Below are 5274 nucleotides of genomic sequence, written 5' to 3'. Positions count from 1 at the left end.
GTATTCTATAGTCTTGTAGAAAAACACATATTAAAAAATATACTTATGAATTAGTCTTCTTTTAGTTGTGATGATCGTCGTAAGGTCATTGCCCAGAATAAAAGAGCACAAGCACTAACAGATGCACCTAATATACAAACTCCGTTCCATCCGTAGCTTGCATAAATGTTTGTGGAAAGAATTGCACCTGTAGCACTGCCGATAGAATAAAAAATCATATAACTAGCAGTGAGCCGACTTCTCGCTTCAGGACGCACTGTGAAAAGTATACTTTGGTTCGTGACATGTACAGCTTGCACAGCTAAATCTAAAAGGATAACGCCGATAACTAGTAGGAATAGAGAAGGGTTCATTAATTTAATGAGGAGCCATGAAAGTAATAATAAGGATAAGGCTATGCCAGTAGTTCTTTCTCCGAATCCGCGATCAGCGAGTTGTCCGGCCTTAGTGGCAGCTAATGCACCAGCAACTCCAGCAAGACCAAATGCTCCGATAGCTGTATGTGATAGATTATATGGTGCAGCACTTAGAGGTAAAACTAATGAAGTCCATAAAATACTGAAGGAAGTAAAAATAAGCAATGCTAATATTCCGCGAATACGTAAGATCCTTTCTTCTACAAATAATAAGAGAACAGAACGTAATAAGTTACGATAGGTCATAGCTGTTTTTGTATTAACACAATGGTTGAGATTGCCCCTCATAATGAAAAATTTGAAGTGTTGACTAGAGAACATCAAATGTATCTTTCAGTTATATTTCAAGAATTAATCGCCAAAGGTATTCAGTCTGGAGAACTGCAAAGTGATGTGAATGCTAAAGCATTGGCACAAACGCTAGTCACTTCATTAATTGGATTAACAGTGTTAATGAAATCTCGACCAGAACGTTCAGTTGTAGATAATTCGGTATGTATCATATTATCGTTACTAAAATAAATGTAACAGAATTGTATTTCAATCAACTATGTCGATTATAGACACTTTTATTTATAAACTTTCAACCTTAAAGCACTGAATTGTCTACGAAGGCAACAAGTGCTTTTTGTTTTCCGGTAAATATGAGCAGGTGAATCATAATGGCTGTCTGCAATGTATGAAGATTGTTGGAGACATTTGTAATTAGACATCAGATAAGAGGGGAATGAAAACACTATATAAGCCCCTTCAAAGCCCCTCATAAGCACCTACCAAGTAATAAATCACTAAGAAAAAGAAAAAGAAAAAACAAAAACAAAAACAACTACAAGAACAAAAAAGCGCGAAAAAATAAAACCGGTGTAGTAGTAGTAAAAAAAATTGAAATTCGAATGCCAAAACCGTTACCTCATTCTTATATTTATATTGAAGGATTGGAATTTTCCTATTTGCTAGCAAAGAGTGGAGGGAAACTGATGGCGGTGTACCGTAATGTGCAGGTGAACTTTTGGCAAGATGAATTCATATTAGATTTAACGCCAGAAGAGCGTTATTTTTATATATATTTGTTAACTGGTACGAAAACGAAGCAATGTGGTATTTACATATTGCCAAAGCGTTTGGCAGAGCTTGAAACTGGTTACAGTATGGAGACTGTTGAGAAGTTATTGAACCGGTTTGTGGAATACGGGAAGATTTTATATGATGCGGAAACGAAAGAGTTATTCATAATAAATTGGCTACATTATAACCCTATTTTAAATACGAATGTAGAGAAGTGTGTGTTACGTGAGTTAAAGACTGTGAAAAGTAACGAGTTCATACATATGTTTTTACGTAAATGTCTTGAAGAAGAATACAAGATTCCATTATTACTACAGTATTTTGGTATGCCGAAAGAAGAGGGTTCACAAGCAGTTATTGAAGAGAAAGAAGATATGAAAGAGGTAGAAACGGTAGAAGAGGCTACTTCGCATAGTAAAGTTTATAAGTTTTACGAACAAAATATAAGTAGTCTATCTCCATATATCGTGAAGGAATTGAAGGGGTGGATACAAAAAGTTTCAGGAGAGACAGTACTAGAGGCGCTTAAAATCGCGTTTGAAAATAATAAGGGAACACTTGCTTATGTGCAGGGGATTTTGAGGAATTGGTGTAAGAAAGGACGAGTAAGCTTCAGTAAAGGAAAGGAAATAGTGCGTAAGAGAGAAGTGTTCAGTTTGTATGATCCATAGCATGAGCAAGTAATGATTTCTTCTTTTCTAAAAGGTTCTTTTACAATAGAAGCGAATAGATTGAGAGAGGAGGGATTGTATGGAAGTCGTCATAAAAAAGAAACGAAATAGGGGAAAAAGAATTTTCATTTGGTCTAGTAGTATCGTTCTTTTTTTGTTTATTTGCGTTATGATTTTTTTGAACATATATACGCTTAGTTCTATGCCAAAGATAGATGGAACGATAAAACTTGAGGATTTACAACACGCTGTTACGGTGAAGCGGGATAGTAAAGGAATACCGCATATTAAAGCGGGAAATGCACATGATTTATATTTTTCGCAAGGGTATGTACAAGCGCAAGATCGTTTGTTTCAAATGGATTTAAGTAGAAGGCAAGCTTCTGGTATGTTAAGTGAAGTTGTAGGGGAAGCAGCTGTTGATCGAGATAAGTTGTTTCGAACGCTCGGTTTACGGCGAGCGGCAGAAGCATCTGTTAGTCAATATGATGGGGAAGCGAAATATGCCCTGCAGTCATTTGCTGATGGGGTGAATGCTTTTATACGTGAGGCGAAGGCCGAAAAGAAATTGCCAGTGGAGTTTACTCTATTAGGTTATGAACCTGCTGAATGGTCAATGGTTGATTCTTTAACGATCGGAAAGTATATGGCGTTTGATTTAGGAGGACATTGGCATGGACAGGCATTTCGATATTGGGCGTTGAAAAATCTTCCGGAAAAGCAAGCAAATGAGCTATTTCCTACATATCCGAAAGATGCACCTAGATTGCTCGCTGAACTGAAAAATACAAATGTGAATGTAGCACAAAGTTTTTCAAAGACAGTAATTCCGCCGGAGTTTAACGGTAGTAATAACTGGGTGATAAGCGGTGAGAAGAGTGTGTCTGGTAAACCGATTTTAGCGGATGATCCTCATTTATCGCTTGCGACACCTTCTATATGGTATCAAACGAGACTTGACATGAAAGATTTACATGTGAGTGGCGTTATTTTTGCTGGAGTACCAGGTGTTATATTAGGGCACAATGACAAAATTGCATGGGGTGTTACGAATACTGGTCCTGATGTACAAGATTTATATATTGAAAAGAGAAATCCTAATAATGAAAATGAATTTTTGTATAACGATAAATGGGAAAAGGCTACGGTTGTTGATGAATCTATTAAAGTAAAAGGCGGGAAAACAATTCCGTATAACGTTACAATTACGAGGCACGGTCCAGTAATTTCAGAGTTTGCGGATAAGGGTAAGGAGAAAACGAAAACAGTATTCGCTTTGAAATGGACTGCTTTAGAGCCTTCAGCTGAATTAAAGGCAGTATTAAATATGAATAAAGCAAAAAACTGGAATGAGTTTGAAACAGCTCTTCAAGATTTTCACACACCGACTCAAAACTTTTTGTTTGCATCAAATGACGGCACAATTGCTTATAAAGCGAATGGAAATATACCAGTGCGTAAAAAAGGCGATGGTAGTTTGCCAGTTCCAGGATGGACAGATGAATATGAATGGGAAGGGTATATCCCATTTGATCAGCTTCCAAAAGTAATAAATCCAAAACAAGGGTTCATTTCAACTGCGAATAATAAAATTGTTGATGATAATTATCCGTACCATATTAGTAATACGTGGGCACAGCCATATAGGCAAATGCGCATTCAAGAGTTTTTACAAGAGAAGGAAAAATATACGGTGAAAGATTTACAAAAGTTACAGATGGATCAAAAGAATTTATACGGGAAAGAATTTGCTCCTATATTTTTAAAAGAGTTAAATAAAACAGATTTAAATGAAGTGGAGAAAGAAGGCGTCAAACAATTAACAAAGTGGAACTTTTACGATAGTAAAGATGAAGCGGCACCATTAATATTCCATTTGTTAATGAAAGAGATTTCGAATACGTTATTTTCAAAAGAAGTACCGAAAGATGTAATGGAGTTATTTGAAGGGAAACAACAAGTTGTCGATGAACTAATTCGTAAAGAAGTAAACGGTGAAAATAGTGCTTGGTTTACGAAGTACGGAGGCTTCACAGAAGTTGTGCATACATCGTACGAGAATGTAATGAAGAAATTACAGAAGGAGTATGGACCCGATGTTGCAGAGTGGAAGTGGGGCGATTACCATCAACTTGCTTTTACACATCCAATTTCGAGATCATCTAGTATATTAGCACTACTCGCATTTAATCGTGAGAAACCAGTTCCAATTGGAGGAAGTCAAGTTACGGTTCAAGCAGCGAATTACGGAGATAATGGTATTGTAAATCACGGTGCTTCATGGAGATTTGTCATTGATACGAAAGATATGTCAAACGGTTATCATATAGTGGGGCCGGGACAGTCAGGACATTTTAGAAGCGATTGGTATCATGATCAAATAGATGATTGGGTGAATGGTGAGTATCATACGACTACTTTAAATACAGATGGAATTGAAGGGAAAGTATTAACTTTACAGCCGAAGTGATAGTATGTTCCTATTTGCAGATGGCCCAGCTTTATGAAGTAATAATCCTTCCGCTAATGAAGGTTTTACTTTATAAAAGAGACTCTTACTATTGTAAGAGTCTTTTTACTATGATAATGGATAAAATATCCTTTTTGTAGAAACGCGACAAATTTTGACAAAATATTGGACGGGGACTTGTTATAATATCTTTTGGAATATTATGTTTATTGAACTGAGGATGAAGTAGTGTGCAACAAGGGGAATTTCTTAATAGTTGCAGTGAAATCTAATAGGGGGATTTAATATGAGCATTAAAGTAATAAGGGCAACGGGTATGATGGGCGGAGCAACAAGAGTTGCTGTAAAGGTAGATAACGAAGTAGTAATGAAACTTGAGAATAACGAAGAATATACGCTTCCTTTTGAATTAGATGAAGCGAATATTAAAGTAAAACAATTCTTTTTTGGAAGTAAAGAAAAGAAAGTAAAGGATGGCGAAATAGTAGAAATTAAGATAAATAGTATCGCCATGCTATTACTGATGGTGTCAATGATGGCTGTTTTATTCGGTTCGTCAATTGGTATAAATATTGTTGTTTTTGGTGTAATAGGAGCATTAGTTACGTTAGTATACGGAGTGAATAACTGGTTTAGTTTAGAGGTTAAATAA

The 5274-nt window shown here is 36.1% G+C and carries 3 protein-coding genes and 2 pseudogenes; 4 read left to right on the top strand and 1 reads right to left on the bottom strand.

Annotated elements, in window-relative coordinates; translation table 11 throughout:
* Positions 1–50: 50 nt before the first annotated feature.
* Positions 51–674 (bottom strand): annotated as a pseudogene (locus tag AB3X48_RS17305) (MFS transporter); the annotation flags it as partial.
* Between AB3X48_RS17305 and AB3X48_RS17300 the strand changes: the two are divergent.
* From AB3X48_RS17300 to AB3X48_RS17285, 4 genes and pseudogenes are all read left to right on the top strand, one after another.
* Positions 654–938: pseudogene (locus tag AB3X48_RS17300) on the top strand (TetR family transcriptional regulator C-terminal domain-containing protein); the annotation flags it as partial. The pseudogenes AB3X48_RS17305 and AB3X48_RS17300 sit on opposite strands and share 21 nt — an antisense overlap.
* 455 nt (positions 939–1393) lie before the next feature.
* Entirely contained in the window at positions 1394–2152 is a 759-nt protein-coding gene (locus AB3X48_RS17295; protein WP_016105386.1) for a DnaD domain-containing protein, read from the top strand.
* 79 nt (positions 2153–2231) lie between these two features.
* Positions 2232–4622 (top strand): penicillin acylase family protein, encoded by a 2391-nt coding sequence (locus AB3X48_RS17290; RefSeq protein WP_088099260.1) that lies wholly within the window; start codon positions 2232–2234, stop codon positions 4620–4622.
* Between the two features lie 286 nt (positions 4623–4908).
* A complete protein-coding gene (locus AB3X48_RS17285) occupies positions 4909–5274 on the top strand; it encodes a hypothetical protein (protein ID WP_002199937.1) in 366 nt (121 codons plus the stop codon).

The organism is Bacillus sp. S4 (assembly GCF_040838205.1).
GTDB lineage: Bacteria > Bacillota > Bacilli > Bacillales > Bacillaceae_G > Bacillus_A > Bacillus_A cereus_U.
Note: the sequence above shows the minus strand (reverse complement) of the source record. Positions and strands in the feature narration are given on the sequence as shown.

Excerpts from the sequence above, each read along its gene's own strand:
- AB3X48_RS17295 (WP_016105386.1), top strand. The coding sequence starts at position 1,394 with ATGGCGGTGTACCGTAATGTGCAGGTGAACTTTTGGCAAGATGAATTC.
- AB3X48_RS17290 (WP_088099260.1), top strand. The coding sequence starts at position 2,232 with ATGGAAGTCGTCATAAAAAAGAAACGAAATAGGGGAAAAAGAATTTTC.
- AB3X48_RS17285 (WP_002199937.1), top strand. The coding sequence starts at position 4,909 with ATGAGCATTAAAGTAATAAGGGCAACGGGTATGATGGGCGGAGCAACA.